Annotated in this window: 24 protein-coding genes; 20 read left to right on the top strand and 4 right to left on the bottom strand. The window is 36.4% G+C overall.

What is annotated here, in order from left to right; translation table 11 throughout:
• Positions 1 to 156: 156 nt before the first annotated feature.
• The 6 genes from AC1M36_RS18640 to AC1M36_RS18615 all read left to right on the top strand — a co-directional run bounded on the left by AC1M36_RS18640 (position 157) and on the right by AC1M36_RS18615 (position 3,581).
• A complete protein-coding gene (locus AC1M36_RS18640) occupies positions 157 to 1,194 on the top strand; it encodes a CAP domain-containing protein (protein ID WP_336452086.1) in 1,038 nt (345 codons plus the stop codon).
• A gap of 89 nt (positions 1,195 to 1,283) precedes the next feature.
• On the top strand, positions 1,284 to 1,697 hold the full coding sequence (locus AC1M36_RS18635) for a YlbD family protein (RefSeq protein ID WP_336452085.1): 414 nt from the start codon (positions 1,284 to 1,286) through the stop codon (positions 1,695 to 1,697).
• A gap of 12 nt (positions 1,698 to 1,709) precedes the next feature.
• Complete coding sequence (locus tag AC1M36_RS18630) at positions 1,710 to 1,955, top strand: YlbE-like family protein (protein WP_336452084.1); 246 nt, start codon at positions 1,710 to 1,712, stop codon at positions 1,953 to 1,955.
• Between the two features lie 77 nt (positions 1,956 to 2,032).
• The gene (locus AC1M36_RS18625; RefSeq protein ID WP_336452083.1) at positions 2,033 to 2,605 is read left to right on the top strand and encodes a histidine phosphatase family protein; all 573 of its coding nucleotides are present in this window, start codon (positions 2,033 to 2,035) and stop codon (positions 2,603 to 2,605) included.
• 119 nt (positions 2,606 to 2,724) lie between these two features.
• Positions 2,725 to 3,177 (top strand): YlbF/YmcA family competence regulator, encoded by a 453-nt coding sequence (locus tag AC1M36_RS18620; RefSeq protein WP_336452082.1) that lies wholly within the window; start codon positions 2,725 to 2,727, stop codon positions 3,175 to 3,177.
• 137 nt (positions 3,178 to 3,314) lie between these two features.
• Positions 3,315 to 3,581 (top strand): YlbG family protein, encoded by a 267-nt coding sequence (locus AC1M36_RS18615; protein ID WP_026049165.1) that lies wholly within the window; start codon positions 3,315 to 3,317, stop codon positions 3,579 to 3,581.
• Between the two features lie 71 nt (positions 3,582 to 3,652).
• On the opposite strand, the gene AC1M36_RS18610 is transcribed toward AC1M36_RS18615, so the two are convergent.
• Positions 3,653 to 4,042 carry a DUF7147 family protein gene (locus AC1M36_RS18610; protein ID WP_336452081.1) on the bottom strand — a complete coding sequence of 130 codons (390 nt, stop codon included), beginning with the start codon at positions 4,040 to 4,042 and terminating at the stop codon, positions 3,653 to 3,655.
• Between the two features lie 567 nt (positions 4,043 to 4,609).
• On the opposite strand from AC1M36_RS18610, the gene rsmD reads away from it, so the two are divergent.
• Both rsmD and coaD read left to right on the top strand, forming a co-directional pair.
• Positions 4,610 to 5,176 carry a 16S rRNA (guanine(966)-N(2))-methyltransferase RsmD gene (gene rsmD / locus AC1M36_RS18605; RefSeq protein WP_336452080.1) on the top strand — a complete coding sequence of 189 codons (567 nt, stop codon included), beginning with the start codon at positions 4,610 to 4,612 and terminating at the stop codon, positions 5,174 to 5,176.
• Complete coding sequence (gene coaD, locus AC1M36_RS18600; RefSeq protein WP_017151158.1) at positions 5,173 to 5,664, top strand: pantetheine-phosphate adenylyltransferase; 492 nt, start codon at positions 5,173 to 5,175, stop codon at positions 5,662 to 5,664. Before rsmD ends, coaD begins: the two co-directional genes overlap by 4 nt.
• Here the strand turns inward: coaD and ylbJ are convergent.
• A complete protein-coding gene (gene ylbJ / locus AC1M36_RS18595) occupies positions 5,656 to 6,888 on the bottom strand; it encodes a sporulation integral membrane protein YlbJ (protein ID WP_479846092.1) in 1,233 nt (410 codons plus the stop codon). The two genes, coaD and ylbJ, sit on opposite strands and share 9 nt — an antisense overlap.
• Before the next feature lie 113 nt (positions 6,889 to 7,001).
• Between ylbJ and AC1M36_RS18590 the strand changes: the two genes are divergently transcribed.
• The gene (locus AC1M36_RS18590) at positions 7,002 to 7,793 is read left to right on the top strand and encodes a patatin-like phospholipase family protein (protein ID WP_336452078.1); all 792 of its coding nucleotides are present in this window, start codon (positions 7,002 to 7,004) and stop codon (positions 7,791 to 7,793) included.
• A complete protein-coding gene (locus tag AC1M36_RS18585) occupies positions 7,786 to 8,811 on the top strand; it encodes a SepM family pheromone-processing serine protease (RefSeq protein ID WP_336452077.1) in 1,026 nt (341 codons plus the stop codon). The genes AC1M36_RS18590 and AC1M36_RS18585 overlap by 8 nt, the downstream gene beginning before the upstream one ends.
• A 120-nt stretch (positions 8,812 to 8,931) precedes the next feature.
• On the opposite strand, the gene AC1M36_RS18580 is transcribed toward AC1M36_RS18585, so the two are convergent.
• A complete protein-coding gene (locus tag AC1M36_RS18580) occupies positions 8,932 to 10,173 on the bottom strand; it encodes a nucleotidyltransferase (protein ID WP_336452214.1) in 1,242 nt (413 codons plus the stop codon).
• A gap of 153 nt (positions 10,174 to 10,326) precedes the next feature.
• On the opposite strand from AC1M36_RS18580, the gene AC1M36_RS18575 reads away from it, so the two are divergent.
• From AC1M36_RS18575 to AC1M36_RS18565, 3 genes are all read left to right on the top strand, one after another.
• Positions 10,327 to 10,827: a YceD family protein gene (locus AC1M36_RS18575; RefSeq protein WP_336452076.1), complete on the top strand. Its 501-nt coding sequence runs from the start codon at positions 10,327 to 10,329 to the stop codon at positions 10,825 to 10,827.
• Between the two features lie 61 nt (positions 10,828 to 10,888).
• Complete coding sequence (gene rpmF / locus AC1M36_RS18570; RefSeq protein WP_001984764.1) at positions 10,889 to 11,062, top strand: 50S ribosomal protein L32; 174 nt, start codon at positions 10,889 to 10,891, stop codon at positions 11,060 to 11,062.
• A gap of 202 nt (positions 11,063 to 11,264) precedes the next feature.
• Complete coding sequence (locus tag AC1M36_RS18565; protein ID WP_336452075.1) at positions 11,265 to 11,786, top strand: RsfA family transcriptional regulator; 522 nt, start codon at positions 11,265 to 11,267, stop codon at positions 11,784 to 11,786.
• A 28-nt stretch (positions 11,787 to 11,814) separates the two neighbouring features.
• On the opposite strand, the gene AC1M36_RS18560 is transcribed toward AC1M36_RS18565, so the two are convergent.
• Entirely contained in the window at positions 11,815 to 12,288 is a 474-nt protein-coding gene (locus AC1M36_RS18560; protein WP_479846091.1) for an N-acetyltransferase, read from the bottom strand.
• A gap of 310 nt (positions 12,289 to 12,598) precedes the next feature.
• On the opposite strand from AC1M36_RS18560, the gene AC1M36_RS18555 reads away from it, so the two are divergent.
• From AC1M36_RS18555 to AC1M36_RS18525, 7 genes are all read left to right on the top strand, one after another.
• Positions 12,599 to 13,480, top strand: coding sequence for a 2-dehydropantoate 2-reductase (locus tag AC1M36_RS18555; protein WP_336452073.1), 882 nt, complete (start codon positions 12,599 to 12,601; stop codon positions 13,478 to 13,480).
• 79 nt (positions 13,481 to 13,559) lie between these two features.
• Positions 13,560 to 15,176 carry a bacillithiol biosynthesis cysteine-adding enzyme BshC gene (gene bshC, locus AC1M36_RS18550; protein WP_336452072.1) on the top strand — a complete coding sequence of 539 codons (1,617 nt, stop codon included), beginning with the start codon at positions 13,560 to 13,562 and terminating at the stop codon, positions 15,174 to 15,176.
• 371 nt (positions 15,177 to 15,547) lie between these two features.
• Entirely contained in the window at positions 15,548 to 16,480 is a 933-nt protein-coding gene (rsmH, locus tag AC1M36_RS18545) for a 16S rRNA (cytosine(1402)-N(4))-methyltransferase RsmH (protein ID WP_336452071.1), read from the top strand.
• Positions 16,481 to 16,497: 17 nt separating this feature from the next.
• On the top strand, positions 16,498 to 16,860 hold the full coding sequence (gene ftsL, locus AC1M36_RS18540) for a cell division protein FtsL (RefSeq protein WP_336452070.1): 363 nt from the start codon (positions 16,498 to 16,500) through the stop codon (positions 16,858 to 16,860).
• Positions 16,861 to 16,881: 21 nt separating this feature from the next.
• A complete protein-coding gene (locus AC1M36_RS18535; protein WP_336452069.1) occupies positions 16,882 to 19,029 on the top strand; it encodes a penicillin-binding transpeptidase domain-containing protein in 2,148 nt (715 codons plus the stop codon).
• Positions 19,030 to 19,129: 100 nt separating this feature from the next.
• The gene (locus AC1M36_RS18530; protein ID WP_336452068.1) at positions 19,130 to 21,052 is read left to right on the top strand and encodes a stage V sporulation protein D; all 1,923 of its coding nucleotides are present in this window, start codon (positions 19,130 to 19,132) and stop codon (positions 21,050 to 21,052) included.
• Between the two features lie 286 nt (positions 21,053 to 21,338).
• Positions 21,339 to 22,814 (top strand): UDP-N-acetylmuramoyl-L-alanyl-D-glutamate--2,6-diaminopimelate ligase, encoded by a 1,476-nt coding sequence (locus tag AC1M36_RS18525; RefSeq protein ID WP_431613208.1) that lies wholly within the window; start codon positions 21,339 to 21,341, stop codon positions 22,812 to 22,814.
• Positions 22,815 to 22,816: the final 2 nt, after the last annotated feature.

Below are 22,816 nucleotides of genomic sequence, written 5' to 3'. Positions count from 1 at the left end.
GTATGAATAATGAGAAATCGCAATTCGTATTGAGAGAAAAGGGGGAATCACAGCTTTTTTCATAAAAATATGATATAGTGAAAATAGTATAGTACACAAAAGAGAAAAAATATTTGTGTATATCTCAATTTTATGTTTGACCAGGAGGTACATTGTTTGAAGAAATTATTACGTATCGTAATGATTACGGTTTTTATTTTAGCAATTGATTTGTACGGGAAATTACTCGTTTCACAATATATATTACAGCCATCTCATTCTAAGCAGGAACATAAGATTGTTAAGAAAAAGAAACAGATAAATGAAGGATTCCCAGAGACAATTTCCCAATTAATAGGGGGAGATTCAGAAAGTTTATTAGCAAAATGGGGTGAGCCAGCTCGAATTGAACCTTCGGCGTATGGTTACGAGTGGTGGATTTATAATCAGGATTTGTCAAAATATGTACAGTTTGGTGTTGCAGAACATAAAATTGTAACAGCTTATGCTGCCGGGGATCAACTGGATGTAGCACCATTTCGTATGAATGAAAAATATGAGGAGACGTATAAAAAAAATCCATTCTCACATGAAATTTCTTTGAAAGAAGGAAGGAACAGCTATCAATTTGAATTATCTGATGCTGAAATTGCAGAACAACCACTTGTTTCGATAGAAGAAGATAGTTGGGCGCAGTTATATTTTGACAGATTCACACATGAACTTGTTGGAATTCGGTATATGGATGACGAGGTATTGCTTCGACAACGACCGTATCAGCTTGTTTATTCTGGAGAATTAGGGGCGGAACAACCAATCACTCCAGAAAAGATGACACAAATAGAACAGGGGAATATGCAACAAATTCTAGATTTGACTAATATTATTCGTAGTCGTCATCAATTACCACTATTAACATGGGATCAACAAACAGCTGAAGTGGCTTTTGGACATAGTAAAGATATGAAAGAAAATAATTATTTTTCACATGATTCACCCAAATTCGGGACTTTAGGAGATCGATTACAACGCGGTCAAGTTGCATTTCAACTTGCAGGTGAAAATATAGCAGCGCAGCATACTGATGGCATCGCTGCAGTACAAGGATGGCTGAATAGTGAAGGGCATCGGAAAAATTTGTTAAATGAACAATTTACTGGACTAGGTGTTGGAGTCTTTGATAAATTTTATACGCAAAATTTCATTAGAAAATAGGGGAAGGTGCATGAATCGTTTAAAAATAGGCGAACCATGCGCCTTTTTTTTCTTACAATATAGTAGATACATCTGAAGAGGTGAGGATTATGACAAAAACAAAAGGACCATTACATCCTTCTGTTCAACAATTTAAAGAGTTTGTAAACCATCACCCTAAAATGGTTCATGAAGTTCGAAATGGTCAAAAAACATGGCAACAATTTTATGAGGAATGGTATTTACTTGGAGAGCAAGATGAAATGTGGAAGGTCTATAAAGCAGATGGTGAAGCACTTTCTTCTCCAGCACAAGAAAATAATGATGAAAAAGCTGCTGATTTGATGGGGCAAATGCTTTCTTTTTTTAAAAAATTAGATGCAGAGCAAATGCAGCAACATCTAGCTAATGTAACAAGTGCGATAGGGAGTGTACAACAGGTTATTCAGCAATTTCAAGGAAATCGTACACGACCTGAGCAAAGAACTTCTGAAAATAATCCATTTTTCTTTCGGAAAGATTAGGAGGAAAAGAGGATGAGGGCAGAGCTTATGGAATTTATAAAGTCTGATAAAGATTTAGAGCGCTATATTCGTGAACAACCCCACTGGTATCGAAAGTTATCCCGTAATCCGGAAGAAAAAGAGGCATTTGAATTAGCTGCCTTACAGTATTATAAAAAGACAATCCCAGATAAAGTTGCAAAATTTCAAAATCAATTGGCGGTTGCTTCTATTATGATTGACATGTTTCAATATATGAAGCAGCAAAATGCAACGTAATTGGCAGGAAAAACTATGTCCGTCATACGAAACTTTTGATACAATAGAAACGGATTATTGAAAAAAGGAGTTATAGCATGACGGAAATTTGTTTAGTACGACATGGACAAACTGATTGGAATTTTCAAGAGATTATTCAAGGGCTTGAAGATATTCCGCTTAATGAAGTTGGGAAAAAGCAAGCGAGTCAAAGTGCAGCTGCACTAAAATTGGAAACGTGGGATGTAATTATTAGCAGTCCTTTAATTAGAGCACAGGAAACAGCACAGGCAATTAGCGATGCTGTTGGGATACAGTCCATTCTTCTTGATGAACGTTTTGTTGAACGGAATTTTGGAGAGGCTTCAGGAAAACCAGTTCCTACAGTTAGAGAACTTATTGCAGAGGGAAATGTAGAGGGTATGGAGACAGATGAAGAGATTGTAAATCGTTGCTTTGCTGCATTGCAGGATGTTGCACAAGTACATGAAGGTAAGCGCATTATTATTGTTGCACATTCACATGCGATAAAAGCAATTTTACACGCAATTTTACCTGATGAAATTACATTTAAAACGCCACTGAAAAATGCATGTATTAGTTATGTAAAAGAGGAGAATGGAAGCTGGGACGTACTACGATATAATATCGCAGAGCATATTTGTGTATAAGAAATGATGATGGGTGAGTGTTTTCGGCAATAGAAATTTTCAATTTGTATGTAGATGTGATACTCAAATTAGTAGTTCTGCTTTAAATGTGTTATGATGGGTACTCGGAGGTGTCTCTCATGATTGTAGCGACGCTTGAAAGCGTAATGATATTAGAAGCGGCAGAACAGCTTGCAAAAGCGATTGTCTGTTCAGATATAGCAGAGAGTTATCGTGAATGTTATAAGGCGTTACAGGAAGATTTGGAGGCTCAAACATTAATTGGTCAATTTACAGTAATGAAAGAGCGATATGAAGAAGTGCAACGCTTTGGAAAATACCATCCTGATTATACTTTCGTTTCGAAAAATATGCGGGAATTAAAACGTTCTGTAGACTTGCATGAAAAGATAGCTGCTTTTAAAAAAGCAGAAAACGCTTTGCAAAAATTATTAGATGAAGTCAGTGTAGCAATTGGTTCAGAAGTATCATCTGCTATTAAAGTTCCTACTGGAAATCCGTTTTTTGATGCAGGTGGATGCGGAGGCGGTTGTGGCTCTGGTGGAAGTTGTGGTTGTAAAAAAACGGGGTGATATGCCCCGTTTTTTAGAATATGAAAGAAACCGTATACAGAACTCATTCTACAACGTACTATAATTTCACAAATTTCTGATTAATGTTTATAAGATACAATAATATGAGTATATAAAAGGAGAAGATGGAGAAAATTATGTTCGGGCAACGACAAAGTATGATTGTTTATTTACATTCATTGAAACATGCCAAGATTTTAAGGAAATATGGTAATATACATTACATATCAAAGCGTTTGAAATATGCAGTCGTATATTGTGATATGGAACAAATAGAGCATATGATGCAAAAACTAAATAAACTTCCTTTTGTGAAAAAAATTGAGCAATCATATCGCCCGTTTCTTAAAACGGAATTTGAGAATTCACGTCCGGATCGCGCGAAAGAATACGACTATAGTTAAAGAGAAAGGCCCCCACTAATTTTGGTGGGGGTTTCTTTATATTAATAAAAATACAATGAGTATAAAAACTGTTACTGCATTGGGGGAATGAAATGATTCATTCGTAAAATGCCAATAAGGTGATTAAAATATAATTCTTTTTCTGGAAAAATTGTAGAAGGTTTTACTGTAAAGGAAGTAATCTTTTTCCCGATTTGTTCAGCTGTTTCTTCGAATAAGACGATTCGTTTACTTTTTGAATCCTCAAGTATAGGAATCCCTTCACGGCATATGTATAGCGGTTGGAAGTCACCAACTGTGGTCGGTTTAAGAACAACAACTAGTGAGCATACTTTTTTATCGTTTTTTAAGGTTTCGAATTGTAACATATGTGAGACACGATCTTTATTTGTATTTGCAATCTCAAGTAATTCATATAAATCGGAGTAGCCTTCTCCTAGTTCAATAAAACGTTGAATCATATTATTTCCTCCTCTTTCTTTTACTGTATCATTTCATTTTTAAAATGAAAAGCAGGCAAAGAAAAAAACCCTGCAAAGCAGGGCCCTTCTTATACTAGTATGTACTAGTAAGAAGGCAAAGGGAGAGGAGAAACCGGAGGAAGAACTTATGGGGAAACGTAAGTCTTCTCCGCGGTTGGCAACAACATCGAAGGTGATGTTGTTATATTTATTTATGTCCAATCTAAATGAAGATATACATAATGAATTTAAAATTTATCGTAGGCTTTTTATTTTTCTTTCTTTTATTTTATGATAGGATAAAAAAGATAAAGTGAACCTTGTGTTAGTAGAGAGGGTTATACTCGCAAATAGCGAGATGAATATACATATGGAACACTGAAAAGTTATCATGCAATTGATGGCTTTTTAAAGAAATAAATTATTTTTCCTTTTGATAGGCAGCGAATTCGATTACTCTTTAATGGGAAAATATATAGAAAACAGTGGAATTTGATAGCGATTACGGGAGCGGATATGCGTTTGTAATAATCGCTCGATAGATTGAAATAAAGGTAGTGACAGCGAATGAGAGTAGTTTCTGGAAAATGTAAAGGGCATCCGCTTAAGGCTGTGCCAGGTAATACAACGCGACCGACAACAGATAAAGTAAAAGAAGCCATCTTTAATATGATTGGTCCTTATTTTGAAGGAGGGATTGCTCTCGATTTGTTTGGAGGTAGCGGAGGGCTTGGAATTGAAGCACTTAGCAGAGGGATTGACAAAGTAATTTTTGTTGATCGAGATAATAAAGCGGTGAAGGTGATTCATCAAAATTTAGAAAGTTGCAGAGTACATAATCAAGCTGAAGTGTACAGAAATGATGCAGAGCGTGCTGTAAAGGCACTGATTAAACGTGAATTATCATTTGACCTTATACTGCTGGATCCACCATACAAAGACCAAAAAATCATTTCATTAATTAGTGTTATAGATCAACATGGATTATTGAATAAAGATGGATTGATTATGGCAGAACATGGGGACGATGTAATCTTACCTGAGACAATTGGGGGACTTGTAAAGGTAAGAGCAGAAAATTATGGTATTACGGCAATTTCGATTTATAAGTATGAAGGTGAGGGGACCGAATGACAAGTATAGCAATTTCTTCAGGGAGTTTTGATCCAATAACTCTTGGGCATTTGGATATTATTAAAAGGGGCGCAAAGGTGTTTGACGAAGTATATGTTGTCGTTTTAAATAATTCTTCTAAAAAACCGTTCTTTTCAGTCGAAGAGCGCCTAGAGTTAATTCGAGAAGCAACAAAAGATATTCCAAACGTAAAAGTTGATTCACACAGTGGACTGTTAGTTGAATATGCAAAAATGCGTAATGCAAACGCAATTTTGCGTGGTTTACGTGCAGTTTCTGATTTTGAATATGAGATGCAAATTACATCGATGAATCGTAAGTTGGATGAAAATATTGAAACCTTTTTTATTATGACGAATAATCAATATTCATTTTTAAGTTCGAGCATTGTGAAGGAAGTGGCTCGCTATGGTGGAAATGTAGCTGGTCTCGTTCCTCCTATTGTTGAGCGCGCTTTAAAAGAAAAGTTTCAAACCCCGTTAAGATGAACGGGGTTTTTCTTTGTTTATTATGCGCAAGAATAATAAAATAACATATAGATATAAACAAAGTAGTGTAAAGGCGGGACCGTAGTCAAGCAATAATTCCCAAGTTTTCGTTAGAATAGAAGAATGGTTTAATAAAAATACAGGAATATCTTGTTGATTCGGTGAAAAAGAATGTAAATTTTCATAAAGTGGTACCCAAAATATAAAAGTGTAAATTGGGGCTAGAATGCTTTGGATAATCCTTGCAAAAAAATATGGTTTAAAGCGAATATCAGTTTCGGCTAAAATACTGGCTACCTGAGCTTGAATAGAAAGGCCGCTGAATGCCAAAATAAAGCTCGTTACCATTGCTTGTTCAAGAATTGTAGTCTGATTGGTTTGGCTAATCATTTGGCTACCTAGTGTCATTTCAAAAAGTCCTGATAAGATGGGAATGCTAAAGTGTGGCGATAGTTGGAAGAAAGTTAAAATGTTTTGCATAATAAAAGCTAGTGCTGCCGTGAGTTGGAAGACAGTAATCATTTTATTTAAAACGGAGAATAAAATAATAAATCCACCAATCATGAGTAAAGTTTGAATAGAGGAGATAATCGCATCACCAAGTATTTTTCCGATTGGTCTGTTTTCTTGTAAACGTGTTTCGTGGAGAATTGAAAATGCGTGTTGTAAGGGACGTTTTTGAGTGGATTGTTTTTCTTTTATGTAAGTATTGTTATTACCATAAAAACGCATAAGTAATCCGACAGTAAAGTTGCTAACATAATGTGCAACAGCTAGTATGAAACCTAATTTTGGATTATTAAAAAAGCCAATAGAAATAGCTCCAAAAATAAATAATGGATTAGAAGAGTTTGTAAACGATACGAGTCGTTCTGCTTCGATTTGTGTTAACTGATTACTTTGGCGAAGTCTCGCGCTTAATTTGGCGCCTGAAGGAAAACCGGAGGCCATTCCCATTGCCCAGACAAAGCCGCCGATACCAGGTACACGAAAGAGCGGACGCATAAGCGGCTCTAATATAACACCAATAAACTTTACAACACCTATACTAATTAAAAGCTCCGCAACGATAAAAAAAGGTAGTAGCGAAGGAAAGACAACTTCCCACCATATATTTAACCCGCGAATAGAAGATTGCAAAGCGGCTTGGGGGTGAAGTACGAGAGAAAATGTTAGAAAGAGCATCGTTATGGTGAGAAAAGCTGTTTTCCATTTTTCATACATTTTAACGTAACCCCCTTTGTCCCAAAAACGTTCATTTCAGTATACGTGGATACATGGTGAGTTTAGACCATAAGTATGAAAAAGAGGATGAAAAAATTTTAAGGGTGAGGGAAATGAATGAACCGAAAATAGGCTTAGCTCTTGGATCTGGAGGCGCAAAAGGTTTTGCACATGTAGGAATTATTAAAGTGCTACGTGAAGCGAATATCTCTATCGATATGATTGCAGGAAGTAGCATGGGAGCGTTAATTGGGACATTTTATGCGGCGGGTTGTGACGTTGAGCGGCTCTATCGAATGGCGGCTGTATTTAAAAGAAAGTATTATTTGGATTTTACTGTACCCAAAATGGGATTTATTTCTGGAAAACGTGTAAAAGATATGATTAAAATGTTTACATATAATAAAAAAATAGAAGAGTTAGATATCCCAACTGCAGTTGTGGCCACTGACATTTTAAAGGGGGAAAAAGTTGTATTTACAAGCGGTCCTATTACTGATGCAGTGAGGGCGAGTATTTCTGTGCCAGGAGTGTTTGTACCAGAGAAAATAGACGGTCGCTTACTAGTAGATGGCGGGGTGATTGATCGTATCCCTGTATCCGTCGTCAAAGACTTGGGCGCTGATATTGTAATTGCTGTGGATGTATCTCCCATTAAGGTAAACGGAGAAGTCACATCTATTTACGATGTTATTATGCAGAGTATTGAAATTATGCAACATGAACTGGTTGTTAATCGGCAAATTGCTTCAGATTTAATGATGCGTCCAGCAGTAGAGCAGTTTAGTTCTCGTGCTTTTACCAATATTGAAGACATTATTCGAGTTGGAGAAGAAGAGGCTGAAAAACACATTCAGAAAATTTACTTATTAATTGAGCAGTGGAAGGAGAAAAATAATGTTTAAGCGTTTTCGGTTTCTCTATGCAATTTTAATTGGGGTTATATTGGCAATGTTACTTGTCTATGTACGCCTTCCATATTATATAACAAAGCCAGGCATGGCGGCAAAATTAGAACCCTATGTACAAGTTGATGGTGGAAAGAAAGAATCAGGTGATTTTATGCTCGTGACAGTTTCAATGGGGCCTGCAAATGTTATAAATTTAATAGCTGCCCAATTTAATAAATATAATCACATTTCTAAAGCAGAGGAAATTTTACAAAAAGGCGAGAGTGATGAGGAGTATCAGTTTCGCCAAGCGTATGCAATGAAAGAATCTCAAAATGCAGCAATTTATAATGCTTATAAACGTGCAAATCGTTCAGTTTCCTTTCAAGAGAAAGGAGTATTAGTTGCTGGGGTTGCTAAAAATATGTCCGCCGAAGGAAAATTAAAACTTGGGGATGTAATTATTGCTGTTGATGGTCAGCCTTTTGAAGCGATAGACCAATTTATTGCGCACATGGCAGGAAAAAAAGAAGGTGAAGTAGTAAATATTGAATATATTCGAGGGGAAAAGCATTTATCGGAAAAGTTAACACTAAAACAAATTCCTGATGGTAAGGGGCGTGTAGGAATTGGAGTTTCAATTGCTCCTTATAAAGAATTAGTAGTAGATCCAAAAGTGAAAATCGATTCACATGAAATTGGTGGTCCTTCAGCGGGATTAATGTTTACATTAGAAATTTATAATCAATTAATTGAAAAAGATATGACAAAAGGCCATGAAGTTGCTGGGACAGGAACGATTAATGAAAATGGAGAAATTGGTCCAATTGGGGGTATTCAACAAAAGGTTGTAGCAGCTAGTGATGCAGGTGCAGAAATATTCTTTGCTCCAAATGAAAAAGGGGCACCGAAATCGAATTATAAAGAAGCGCTTGAAGCAGCGAAAGATATTAAGACGAAGATGAAAATTGTACCAGTAGATACATTGGATGATGCGTTAACATATTTAGAAAAAATGTCAGAAAAAAAGTAAACCTCTCGCTACAGAGAGGTTTTTTTATACTATTCGCGGGAAGTAAGACCCCTACCTTAAAATTCCGTAAAAGAAGTTAGGCGGGAGAGTAATTGCCCGTAAAAACTCGATTGGTGAGGGCTAATTAAAGTTGTTCGTCGTTTCATCGTACCGAATAGGATGTTGCGTTATATCCTTTTGTATACATTTTGTGCGTGAAGGTTCTTGTAGCACTGAAAAATAAACAGCATTTGCCTTTCGATCTATATCTAGAGCTGGGTGCCTGAATGTCTTCGCATGAGTAAGAAGCGGGAGTCCCAGATTTTTTTTTTGTTTTGAAAGATAAGTTTGTCCTTTTTGTGACATACCAAGTAAACGGATATATGGTGAATGTTGTTCTATATGTGCCGCTTCCATTTCCTCTTTTGTTGTATTCGTTAAAATATGTGTACATGCTCTTTGTAATCTAGTCCATGTGTAACGTTTTGTTTTTAACGCTTCCATGAAAGTGAGAAATGAGGAGGCATTATGGATTTTTGATAAAATACGATGCTCCAATCCTTCCTCTATTTCATATATATGTTGTAATTCCTGAGAAGACATCGTAAGGAGTTTGTATTTGAAAAATGGGAAATAATTCTCCCAACAATGTAGCGTATGATATGTTTGTTTATAGCATTCTAAAAGAGATGCAGTATCATTTGATACAAATGGATAAATGGTCTTGAATGAATCATTGTTACGAAATAACTGTTTGCGAATGCTAGTTGCACTTGCGATATGATTATCTTGAAAGGTTTCGTCATGGTAATGGGAGGCGAACCTTTCGATGGTATGTGCATGAATTGAACTCTTTTGCGAAAGAATTGCTTCGATGTAATGTAAGCCTAATATATTATTTGGTTGGGACATATCAACAGTATTGGCATCCGATAAAATTTGTGAGAAGGCTTGAGATGTTGCTTTGGCATAGCTGTTTCCAGCATCCATAAATTGCTGCACAAGTTGATTGAAAGTATCATTTTCTTTTTGACGTAAAGAAATGGTGTTATAGAAATTTTGAACTTCTCCATCCTCACTGCCGAAGCAAATTTCAGAAACGCCAAGGGCATCTAAAATAGAAATGGCTCCGTTAGCAAATGTTTCGGCTTTTTGTGTTGCGAATGCATAAGGAAGCTCAACCACAAGATCTATACCACCAGCTAGAGCCATCTTGGTTCGATACCATTTTGATACGAGAGCTGGTTCGCCGCGTTGTAAAAAAGGTCCGCTCATGACAGCAATTGTAATGTCAGACTGTGTTAACTTTTTTGTTTGTTGCACATGATAAGCATGACCGTTATGAAAGGGGTTATATTCAACAATAATACCGCTTGCCTTTATGATAATCTCTCCTTTCGATGTAGCATCTTTTCTAAAAACATGATAATCTATATATTATTTCCTATAATGACTTCATTATAGTGTAAAGAAAAAACATTGACAAATATAAAATGGCTAGCTATAATTTTGTTTGTTGCCTTGAGGTGATATGATATGAAATGGTCCATCCATCAATTAAGCAAATTGAGACATAAAGGATTGACATTGGATGAGATGGTAGATGTAAGTGAGCTAAAAGAAGTCGAGAAAGAAATTCGCGAAATTAATCCTGTTCATGTAACAGGTAGAGTTGATTTTGGCTCCAGTAAGTTTACGTTTCATCTACATATAACTGGAAGCATGGTTTTACCATGTTCTCGCTCTTTAGTAGATGTAACATTACCATTTGACATTAAAACAACTGAGGTGTTCCAAACTTCAGTAGAAGAGTACGAAACGGAAGCGGAAATCCATTACTTAGAAGGAGAAGTACTTGACTTACTCCCTATAATCAAGGAAAATATACTTTTGGAGATTCCAATGCAAATTTTCAGTGATGATGTTTCCGGTGGAGCACCGACGCAAGGTCAAGACTGGCAAGTGATTTCGGAAGAAAGCAAAGAAAAGCCTGTTGATCCAAGGTTAGCAGGACTTGCGAAGTTTTTTGACAAATAATCGGAAGACTGGTTCAGGCCTTCATATGAAAATAACTATTTCTTTTAAGGAGGTGGGAAGAATGGCTGTACCTTTTAGAAGAACTTCTAAAACAGTAAAAAGAAAGCGTCGTACGCATTTCAAATTATCAGTACCTGGTATGGTAGAGTGCCCAAGCTGTGGTGAAGCGAAATTAGCTCACCGTGTATGTAAAGCATGCGGTACTTACAAAGGTAAAGAAGTAATCAGCAAGTAATTGCAGAAATAAACGCAGAAGATATTCTTCTGCGTTTATTTTTTGTTTTTTTTCTGTTAGGAAGAAGAGATTTTTCATTATACCCCTCGAAAAATAATGGTGAAGTGAAAGGGGAGAAAAATATATTCTTTACATGTTCGTATTCTATCTTTTCTAGTAACTGCATATGTTTAATAAAAAATGCATAAGGAGGACTAGAGGGATGGCGACAACAAGACAAGATGCATGGACTGATGATGAAGATTTACTTCTGGCAGAAGTGGTGCTCCGGCATATTCGTGAAGGCGGAACGCAACTTTCCGCATTTAAAGAAGTAGGTAGACATTTATCCCGTACACCTGCGGCATGTGGATTTAGATGGAATTCTTACGTTAGAAAGCAATATAAAGAACGTATTGAAGAGGCGAAACAAATTCGTAAGGTAGAAAATTATGAAGTAAGACAACCGAAAGTGGCGAAGTGTTCTCCTGTATCGATTACATTAGAGGATGTCATTGCTTTTTTACAAAAATATAAAGGTGAAGAAGAAGTAAAAGAATCTCATCAAAAAATTGAGTTGTTACAAAAGGAAAAAGAACAGCTTCTTCAGCGATTAGCTGTATATGAAGAAGAGTATCGTACTTTGCTTGATTATATTGATCGAAAAAGAAGTGTGATGGTGCTAGAAACAAAAGGAAGAGATACAATTTATGAGCATGAAACATTAGAAAAGTTGAAAAAATAAAAACAGCTGAATAACAGCTGTTTTTATTTTATGCTGATTCTTCACTTGTAACCGCATTCAAATTAGTTTCTGGATGCCAAATATAAAATTCACCATCAGTCGTTGATACTTGCCTAAAATTTTGTTTATCCCAAAACGCAGCAGATTGAATGCGGGCTGTTGTTTTGATTGGAAATTGTAGCTGTTTTGCGTAGTTAACAAGCATTTGACCAAAACCTTGTTTTTGAAAGTTTGGTAATACTTCAAGCTTTGAAAGTTCTACGTAAGTTCCAGTAATCTCAAGATTTGATTCACCATGTCTCCTCATGTACAAGCTCATACGTGCGATAAGGGATCCACCGTAATAAATGCCGTAAAAAGGAGACTCGCTGCCGTTTTCAATAATATTTGCTTGTAATTCTTCAAACATGGAGAGTTCTTGAGCACCGCAGCCCTTAAATTTTTTAAATTCGTCTAATGTTTTATAATTGATGAGCAAACGCTCAACTTTTGGGAATGTCATTACATCACATCCTTTTCTCGTTTTGAAAAATAAAGAAAAGTATAAATATTTTCAATAATATTATAACTCATTTTTTCATTTTTATGAAGAAAATAGAATATTTCTTTCAGTATTTTTTTGAAGTGTTTGTTACACTAGTCATAGGAAGGCGATTTATACATATTTATGAAATGTACTTTCGATTGTTGAAATATAAATAAGATATAATCAATGTTAGGACAAGTATAGAGAGGAGGGAATCAGAAGGCTTCTAATTAATGGAAGAATATATTTCTTTTTAGTACTTGTTAGGAGCTTCTGAAGGAGAGAGATGAGAATTGGGATTGTTGGTCCGGGAGCGATTGGTCTGTTATTTGCCTTTTATTTAAAAAAGAACAAACAGGATGTTACATTATTTACAAGAACAGTAGAACAAGCTGAAAAGTTAATGCAGGAGGGGATAAGGTGTATTCGTAAGGGAGAAGTGGAAACGGTATTTATAAATGTTATGCCGTTAGAGAATATTGTAGACGAACAAATGGACTATACGTTCATTGCTGTTAAACAATATCATTTAGCGAATATACTTCCTTTCATAAAAGAACAAAGACGGATTATCTTTTTACAAAATGGGATGTCTCATCTGCATATCTTGCAAGAAATAAAGTGTAAAAATGTAGCGGTGGGGATTGTAGAGCATGGGGCAAAAAAAGAAAATGAATATACAGTGAAGCATACAGGGGTAGGGGTTACAAAATTTGGGGTAGTACATAGTGATTTGTCTCAATTTGGATCACTATTAGAATGTTTTTCTCTAAAATATTTTCGGGTGCAAGTAGAAGAAAATTGGAAACAGACGATGTGTTATAAACTTGTAATAAATGCCTGCATTAATCCGCTAACAGCTTTATTCGGTATACAAAATGGAGAATTGTTGTCGAATCCTTATTTTTATAAAGTTATGGAGCAAATATTTCAAGAGGTTGTGTTTCTTACAGGGGAGGGCGAAAAAGAAGAGCTGTGGCAATTGGTTTGTCGTGTATGTGAAACTACAGCCAATAATACATCTTCTATGTTAGCTGATGTAAGAGAGAATCGAGAGACGGAAGTTGATGCTATTATTGGTTATGCGATAGAAGAAGCGAGAAAACAACAAAAACAAGTTCCCACACTACAATTTTTATACAATTCAATAAAAGGATTAGCACTATAAGAGATATTCTTTGCTTTTACATCAAACATTGACTACAATTTGGATTGGTGAGAGAACAGGATAGGAAAGGAAGAATTATATGGAGATAAAAGAAATCTCTGTTCCACTACAAGGTGTTGTAGCGGACTATATGAAGGATAAAAAAGAAGTGCAGGCATACTTCGATTATCCGTTAACAGAAGATGGATTCGGACAACGTCTGCATGATTTGCGCAATAGGAAGTTTTTCCGTCAGGACTTAGTGGCACATTTATTAGAATATAATACGAATTTACATGCTGGAGAGCATACTCTTCGGAATATAGAGGCGCTAGCGGATGAAAATACATATGTTGTTGTTGGAGGACAACAGGCAGGGCTATTAACAGGACCTCTTTATACTGTGCATAAGATTATTTCGATTTTACAGCTTGCAAAAGAAAAAGAAGCAAGTTTAGGAGTCCGCGTCGTTCCAGTTTTTTGGATTGCTGGTGAAGACCACGATATCGATGAAATTAACCATGTGTTTGTAATGAAAAATAAAAAAATAAAAAAGACAATTTTTCATGATCGTTATCCGAAAAAGGCGAGCGCGTCTGAATCTGACATTTCGATAGAAGACTGTAGAAAGTGGCTGGAAGAAATTTTCAAGACATATCCAGAAACGAATTTTACAAAGGATGTATTACAGGTTGTTGAAAATGCTTTGCAGAATTCACGTACATATGTAGATTTCTTTGCGCATCTTATTATGAAATTATTTGTAGATTCAGGCTTGATTCTCGTTGATTCGCATCATCCAGCGTTAAGGAAATTGGAAGTCTCCTTTTTTAAACAAATACTAAGTCGATATAAAGAAGTGCAGATGAGTCTTCAAAAACAACAGCAATTAGTAAGGGAGCAAGGATATAAGCCAATTATTGAAACGAAACCAAATGCAGTGCACATATTTATGCAAATTGATGAAGAACGTGTGTTGTTAGAAGAAGAGAATGGGAAATTCGTTGGAAAAGATGGTACTTATTCGTTTTCGTATGAAGAATTGATAGCAGAAATGGAAAAAAATCCGGAACGGTTTAGCAATAATGTTGTAACAAGACCGCTTATGCAAGAATATATATTCCCGACATTAGCGTTTATTGGAGGACCTGGTGAAATTGCTTACTGGAGTGAATTACAGCAAGTATTTCATGTGTTTGGTTTTCGTGTGCCTCCTGTTGTTCCAAGACTTACAATTAGTTACATGGAACGCGGTATTTTAACAGATTTACATGATTTACAACTACAAGAGAGTGATCCGTTTGTAAATGACATAGGTATGCTACGTGAAGATTGGCTTTCTAACCGAATAGAAGAGCCAATTGATAGTCAGTTTGCAGAGGCGAAAGAGAAAATCGTAGAAATTCATACCTCTTTACAACAGTTTGTGAAAAAAATAGATCCTGGATTGCAGCAGTTTGCTGAGAAAAATGAATGGAAAATTAAAGAGCAAATGGAGTTGCTAGAAAGAACGTTAAAGCGGAATGTTGAGAAAAAACATGAAGTAGAGCTGAATAAATTCCGTCGTTTGCAATATGCGCTTCGCCCGTTAGGTGCTCCGCAAGAACGGGTATGGAATATATGTTATTATTTAAATCAGTTTGGATTAGACTTTGTTGAACGAGTGATGAAGCAATCCTACTCTTGGGACGGAAAACATCATATTATAAAACTATAAAATCTTGCTCTTAGGAGCAGGATTTTATTTTTGATTTGTGGAATTAACTGTAAAGTGTTTTTTTCTGAATTATCGAACGAATCAATCAGGAGTATGATATTGACAATGAAACGTGTGCATATGACAAAATAGAACAAAATGTAAACGTATTATTGTGCTTTTCGACATGTTTTTATTTAATTTCCCGCAAAAAATGATAAAATTTAGTATATAATAAAGTGAAACTGCGATTTGTGGCTATTAAAATTCCACTGACGCCAAGTTGGATGTGACATGTTTTCGGAGTATTAATTTCCTGGCACATTGTGAGGTTTATTAAAAGGAAAAAGGAGACATTCAACGTAATTATTTTGCAAAAAGTAGGTGCAACAATGTTTAAACACGTAACAGTTCTTTTACAAGAAACAGTAGATGGTTTGGATATAAAACCGAGCGGTACATATGTGGATTGTACGCTAGGTGGCGGGGGACATAGTTCTTATTTATTATCCCAACTAACGGAAGGGGGAAAATTAATTGCATTTGATCAAGATGAGATTGCGATTCAAAATGCAAAAGAAAAATTTTCTTCTTATGGTGATCAATTTGTAACAGTGAAGAGTAATTTTCGCTATTTATCAGAGAAATTACACGAATTAGGAATAACAGAAGTAGATGGCATTTTATTTGATTTAGGTGTTTCATCCCCACAATTAGATACACCAGAACGTGGTTTTAGTTATCATCATGATGCACCCTTAGATATGAGGATGGATCAAGATGCCTCATTAACGGCATATGATGTTGTGAACAACTGGTCATATGAACAACTCGTAAGAATCTTTTTCCAATATGGTGAAGAAAAATTCTCAAAGCAAATTGCAAGGAAAATTGAAGCATATCGTGAGAATAAAGCGATTGAAACAACAGGAGAGTTAGTGGAGTTAATTAAAGAAGGAATTCCTGCTCCAGCGCGTAGAACGGGTGGACATCCTGCAAAACGAGTATTCCAAGCGATTCGGATTGCTGTAAATGACGAATTGAAAGTGTTTGAAGAAGCGCTAGAATCTGCGATTGGGATGGTCAAGCCTGGCGGAAGAATTAGTGTTATAACGTTCCATTCGTTAGAAGATCGTATTTGTAAAACAACATTTAAACGAAATAGTTCAACGCCACAGCTTCCTCCAGGATTACCAATTATTCCGGATGAATTTAAGCCGAAATTAAAACTTATTACAAGAAAACCGATTTTACCTTCTGACGAAGAGTTAGAAGAAAATAATCGAGCTCGTTCTGCAAAGTTACGGATCGCTGAAAAACGATAAAAAAGGGAGAGAGAGGTATGACAAATTTAGCTGTAAAGTATAAACAACAACAAGTACAAGACCAAGTACAAACTCAAGTTCCACAGCCAAAAGCACAACCAAAGGTAAAAACAAAGATTACAAGAATTGAAAAAATATTGTATGTGGCTTTTGTTGGCTTTTTATTATACGCTTGTGTTGCTTTTATTGGAAATAAAGCGGGACTGTACCAAGTTGATGCGGAAGCAGCAAAAATAGAGAATTCAATTGTAAAACAACAAAAAACAAATCAAGAATTACAAGCTGAAGTGGAAAAGTTAAGCCGCTATGAGCGTATCGCAGAAATCGCAAAAAAACACGGGCTAGAAATTAATGCGAATAATGTGAAAGGTTTACATTAATATAGTAGGTGTGAAGAAAATATGAAGATGAATATGAACAAATTTCATACCAATAAAGGAGCAGGTTACTTTATGATATTTTTCCTCCTGCTCTTTTTGCTGTTGTTAGCCCGATTCTTTTATATTCAAGCAACAGGAACGGTACATGGTCAAGATTTAAAGAAACTTGCACAAGACAAGCACAATAAGAATGGCGTACTGGAAGCGAGTCGTGGAACGATTTATGATCAAAATGGACATGTGTTAGCGCAAGATGCGAATTCATACAAGCTTGTTGCGACATTAAAAGGTGCAAAACCTGTAAAAGATAAAGAGGATACCGCAAAAAAAATCGCAGGTGTACTTGGGCAAGGCGAAGATGAAATTTTAGCTGCTTTAAACAAAGATAAGAGTCAAGTAGAGTTCGGAACGATAGGAAAGAACTTGACGAAAGAGAAGAAAGATCAAATAGAGGCTCTTAATATACCAGGCATTTCATTTGTTACTGAAAAAGCTAGGGTGTATCCAAATGGCGATTTCGCATCTTACGTGTTAGGTCATGCAAAGCCTGATGATAAAGGAATTGCGAAGGGGTTTTTTGGATTAGAAAAGAGTTTAGATAAGTACTTACGTGCTTCGAATGGAAGTGTAGCGTATACAGGAGATCGTAAGGGTGTTTCTCTCGATGGTGGAAAACAAAGTGTAAAGCCACCGAAAAATGGACAAAATGTGTATTTAACAATTGATCAACGAATTCAAGGTTTTTTAGAAGAGGCAATGAAAGCAGCTGATCAGCACTATGAACCTTCTATGCTAATTGGAGTGGTTGCAGATCCAAAAACAGGAAAAGTACTAGGGATGTCCAGTCGACCTAGCTATGATCCGAATAAGCGCGATATTGAATACTTTTTAAATGATCCAATTGCAAATGCATATGAACCAGGGTCTACGATGAAAATATTTACATTAGCTGCAGCGATTAATGAAGGTGTATATAATGGCCAAGAATATTACCAGTCAGGTACGTATCCCGTTGGAAATCGTAAAATAAAAGACCATAATGGTGGTGCAGGTTGGGGATCTATTACATTTGATGAAGGCGTTGAGCGCTCTTCTAACGTTGCGTTTGCCATTTTAGGAGATCAAAAACTGGGTGCAGATCGTTTCCGACAATATATTCATAAGTTTGGACTAGATGAAAAAACTGGTATTGACTTACCTGGTGAAGGTGAAAATACAATTATATTTGACCAGCAGATTCAACAGGTAACAACTGCATTTGGGCAAGGATCAACTGTAACGCCGATACAGCTTGTGCAAGCTGCAACTGCAATTGCGAATGATGGAAAAATGATGAAACCGTATGCCATTGATCGAATTGTAGATCCAATAACGAATAAAGTGGAGTTACAACACAAACCAGAAGAGGTAGGCAAGCCGGTTTCAAAAGAAACAGCAGCGCAAGTAAGACAATTATTAGAACAAGTTGTTACATCACCAAAAGGCACGGGGAATGCGTATAAAATTGATGGATACTCTGTTGGTGGTAAAACAGGGACAGCGCAAATTCCGGATGGAAAAGGTGGATATATGACAGGAAGAGAAAATTATATTTTCTCATTCCTTGGTATGGCACCAATGGATGATCCACAGTTAATTGTTTACTTTGCAATTAAGCAACCGAAATTAAAAGACAATGAATACGGAGCACAACCTCTTGCAGAAATGTTCAAATCTGTAACGAAAAATAGCTTAGAGTATTTAAAAATTAAACCGAATGAAGTGAAAGATCCGAAGAAATATGTGAAAGAGCAGCAGACGGTTGTACCAGATGTAACTGGAAAAACAATGGAAGAAGCGAAGGCGACATTAGAAAAATCTAAATTCCGTCCGATTATACTAGGTCAAGGAAAAGTAAAACAACAGGTACCAAAAGCGACTGAAAAAACATTGAAGGGCGATCGAATCTTCTTAGTAGGAGAGAAACCGTTGATGCCAAATGTACAAGGATGGGCACTTCGTGATGTAATGAATCTAGCAAAAACGTTAAATCTTAATTTGAAACCATCTGGTACTGGATATGTGACAGAACAAAGCGTGGCGGAAGGAACGCCGTTACAAGCAGGTACGGAATTAGCTGTAACACTTGTACCACCGCTTGAACCACAGCAAGAGGCTGAAACACCATAATGTTTTAAGTGTATATAATACAAGAAGTGCAAGAGGTTCTAACTGAACAGGTACAAGCATATATTGGAACAAGCTAGGCGTAAAGGAGGCTTGTTCCAATATGCGTGTATCAAATGTAACAGTTAGAAAACGACTCATTTTTATACTGATATCAGGTATACTCATTTTTACAATTATTGATATTCGTCTTGGATATGTACAGTTTTTTCTTGGGAATATGTTAACAGATCGTGCGAAGGATTCTTGGAGTCGTAATATTACTTTCGAACCTGAACGAGGAAAGATTTTAGATCGAAATGGTGTGGAGCTTGCAACGAATAAAAGTGCACCAACTGTCTTTGTTGTACCAAGACAAATTGAAAAACCAGCAGAGACTGCAGAGAGGTTAGCTGCAGTTTTAGGTGTGCAAAAAGAGGAAATTTATAAACGGATTACAAAAAAAGAGTCTATTGTAAGATTGGATAAAGGTGGAAGGAAAATTTCTCATGATAAAGCAAAGGAAGTGCGTGCTTTAAGTTTAAAAGGTGTTTATATTGCTGAAGATTCTATTCGGTACTATCCTTTTGGAAAATATTTATCGCATGTACTAGGCTTTGCTGGTAGTGATAACCAAGGGCTTATGGGACTCGAGGCATATTATGATAAAGAGCTAAATGGTGATAAAGGCCATGTGCGCTTTTTTGCAGATGCGAAAGGACAAAGAATGCCGAATGTTGGAGATGATTTCAAAAAACCAGAGGCCGGTTTAGATTTGAAATTAACGATTGACTCTCGAATCAATACGATTATAGAGAGGGAAATGAATATCGCAGATTCTACGTATAACCCAGATGGTATGATAGCAATCGCGATGAACCCGAAAAATGGTGAGATTTTAGGGATGTCGAGTCGGCCAAGTTTTGATCCAGCAGATTTTCAGAGTGTTTCACCAGAAGTATTTAATCGAAACTTACCTGTATGGAGTACATATGAGCCGGGATCCACTTTTAAAATCATTACATTAGCCGCTGCCTTAAATGAAAAATTAGTAGACTTAGAGAAAGATACGTTTTATGATGATGGAGCAGCTGAAGTTGGGGGAGCTAGGCTACGGTGCTGGAAAGCCGGTGGTCATGGCAGTCAAACATTTTTAGAAGTTGTTCAAAATTCTTGTAACCCAGGTTTTATTGAGCTTGGAGACCGGCTTGGGAAGGAAAAGTTATTCCAATACATTCATGATTTTGGTTTTGGGCAAAAAACAGGAATTGATTTGCAAGGAGAAGGAAAAGGGATTTTATTTAACTTAGATAAGGTTGGCCCTGTTGAACAAGCAACCACTTCTTTTGGGCAAGGGGTTTCTGTTACACCAATTCAACAAGTCGCTGCGGTAGCAGCAGCAGTAAATGGTGGGACATTATACCAGCCTTATATTGCGAAAGAGTTTGTTGATCCATTGAATAATCAAGTTGTAAGAAAGAAAACACCAGTTGCAAAAAAGAAGGTTATTTCCAAGGAAACATCAGAAAAAGTTCGCTATGCGTTAGAAAATGTTGTAGCGAAAGGTTCTGGTAAAAAGGCGTACGTTGATGGTTATCGTGTTGGTGGAAAGACGGGAACCGCTCAAAAGGTAAAAGACGGGAAATACTTGGACAATAACTATATTGTATCTTTTATTGGATTTGCTCCAGCAGATGACCCGCAAATCGTTGTGTATGTTGCGGTTGATAATCCAAAAGGAATTACGCAATTTGGTGGTGTTGTTGCTGCGCCAATTGTAGGGAATATTCTTCGTGATGTGCTTCCTGTTATGGGAGTAGAGCCGCGTAAGGAGCAAGTTGAAAAGGAATATAAATGGGGAGATACAGATACACCTACAATAGAAGTTCCAGATTTAATTGGGATGAAGAAGAAAGAATTACAAACGCAACTTGTAGACTTGCAGCTGGATGTAAGTGGTGAAGGCGATAAAGTAATTAAACAATCACCAGAAGCTGGTGCCAAAGTAAAAGAAGGTTCAAAAATTAGAATTTACTTCGGTAATTAAAAGTCAGAGATTGTGTTTTATGATACAATTGGTGGAAGTTGAGTTAATATAAATATCTGTTTTCATAGAAATTTATTTTCTATGAAAACAGAGTATATTGCTCTCGAATATAAGAGATAGAGTGAAAAATTTATCAGTGGGCTATTATACGCCATACTGATAAAAGAGTCTGATTTTCTAGGGCTCTTAGGAAATGCTTCCTTTCTCAATTTTTAACGAATGAAGGATGGGAAGAACTACTTATTAAGTAAGAGATAAATAAACAATGTAGAGAGGGTTTAGTGAAATGAAGTTGCACACACTTGTATCATGTTTGCATGATTTTCCAGTTGTTCCAAAAGAAAATCCAGAAATTACATCCATTGAAGCAGATTCACGAAAAGTGACAAATGGAAGCTTATTTGTATGTATGAAAGGGTATACGGTTGATAGCCATGATTTTGCTAAGCAAGCAGCCGCGCAAGGTGCGGCTGCTATTGTTGCGGAAAGACCGATTGATGTTGACGTTCCAGTTGTACTTGTGAAAAATACCTATCGTTCTTTAGCGGTTTTAGCTGATTACTTTTACGGACAGCCAACGCATAAGTTACATTTGATTGGAATTACAGGTACAAATGGAAAGACAACAACGTCGCATATTATGGATGAAATTATGCGAGCACATGGTCATAAAACAGGGCTAATTGGAACAATTAATATGAAAATCGGTGATGAAACATTCGAGGTGAAAAATACAACGCCAGATGCACTGACACTTCAGCAAACGTTTCACCGTATGGTTGAGCAAAATGTAAATAGCGCAGTAATGGAAGTTTCTTCACACGCATTAGATCTTGGCCGTGTACATGGCTGTGATTATGATGTGGCCGTATTTACAAATTTAACGCAAGATCATTTAGATTATCATAAAACGATGGAAGAATATAAACATGCTAAAGGTTTGCTGTTTGCTCAGCTTGGTAATAGCTATCATCATGGTCGTGAAAAGTACGCAGTGTTAAATAATGACGATCCAGTAGCAGAAGAGTATATGAGAAGTACTGCGGCTACAGTTATTACGTATGGAATTGATACACATAGTGATATTATGGCAAAAGATATTGTGATGACGAGCGGTGGAACAACATTTACTCTTGTTACGCCAAGTGAGAGTAGAGATATTACGATGAAGTTAATTGGAAAGTTTAACGTATACAATGTTTTAGCGGCGATAGCAGCGGGTCTTGTTTCGGGTGTATCTCTACAAACAATTATTGATGTTGTGAAAAAATTAACTGGAGTTCCAGGACGTTTTGAAGTTGTGGATGGCGGTCAGGATTATACAGTCATTGTTGATTATGCACATACACCAGATAGCTTAGAAAATGTATTAACTACGGCAAAACAATTTGCGAAAGGGAATGTGTACTGTATTGTTGGTTGTGGCGGTGATCGTGATCGGACGAAAAGGCCAATTATGGCGGGTGTCGCTACAGAATACGCAACACATGCAATCTTGACTTCAGATAATCCGAGGAGTGAAGATCCAAAAGCAATTTTAGATGATATGTTAACAGGTGCAAAAGGAAATAATTATGAAGTAATTGTTGATCGAAAAGAAGCGATTTTCCATGCAGTTTCAGAGGCGAAAGCAGAAGATATTATTATCATTGCTGGAAAAGGGCATGAAACGTACCAAATTATTGGCAAAGAAGTACATCATTTTGACGATCGTGAAATTGCAAAAGAGGCAATCACTGAACGTTTAAACAACAAAGAGTAACA

The sequence above is a fragment of the Bacillus sp. Medicinal_06 genome, from assembly GCF_056711665.1.
Note: the sequence above shows the minus strand (reverse complement) of the source record. Positions and strands in the feature narration are given on the sequence as shown.